Here is an 876-nt window from a genome sequence, read left to right as displayed (position 1 = left end):
CGCCGGCATGATGGCGGCGTTCCGGCCCGGCAGCGCGCCCTACGCGCATCCGGGCCCGGCCAACGGTCACCGCAGCTACGAAGCGGCCTACCGCGCGTCGGGTTTCGCCGGCTTCGAGCATTCGCCGCAGCGGCCGCTCGACATGGGATATGGCGACGCCCAGCAGCAAAGGGCCGGCTTCGGCGAAAACGACCAGGCTGCGTTCGAGACCGGGCCGCTTCACAGCGCCGACGCGCGCGCCAGCCAGGACGAGCCGGCCGTGACGTTGCTCGGCACGGCGCTGGGCGCGGCGCGGGCGCAGGTACACGAGAACTATATCGTCGCCCAGACCAGGGATTCGCTGGTCATCGTCGACCAGCACGCCGCGCATGAGCGGCTGGTCTACGAGGCCCTGAAGAACGCGCTGCACTCGCGTGCGGTGCCCTCGCAGATGCTTTTGCTGCCGGAGATCGTCGACTTGGCCGAAGAAGACGCCGAGCGGCTGGCCATGCATTCCGAGACGCTGGCCAGATTCGGCCTCGGCCTCGAGCGCTTCGGCCCGGGCGCGGTGGCGGTGCGCGAGACGCCGTCGATGCTCGGCGAAACCAATGTGCAGCAACTGGTGCGCGACCTCGCCGACGAGATCGCCGACAACGACACGGTCGAGACACTGAAGGAGCGGCTGCACCACATCGCGGCGACCATGGCCTGCCATGGCTCGGTGCGTTCGGGGCGGCTGCTCAAGCCAGAAGAGATGAACGCGCTGTTGCGCCAGATGGAGGCGACGCCCGGCTCCGGCACCTGCAACCACGGCCGCCCGACCTATATCGAGCTGAAGCTTGCCGACATCGAGCGGCTGTTCGGGCGGCGGTAGGATCGTACGGCGCAGCCCCGCCC

Annotated in this window: 1 pseudogene; it reads left to right on the top strand. The window is 69.5% G+C overall.

The annotated features are described in order from the left end of the window. Nucleotides 1–853: pseudogene (locus EOA33_RS37165) on the top strand (DNA mismatch repair protein MutL); the annotation flags it as partial. Between the last annotated feature and the right edge of the window lie 23 nt (nt 854–876).

The sequence above is a fragment of the Mesorhizobium sp. M4A.F.Ca.ET.050.02.1.1 genome (genome assembly GCF_003997725.1).
GTDB lineage: Bacteria > Pseudomonadota > Alphaproteobacteria > Rhizobiales > Rhizobiaceae > Mesorhizobium.
This window is presented reverse-complemented; position numbering and strand designations above follow the sequence as displayed.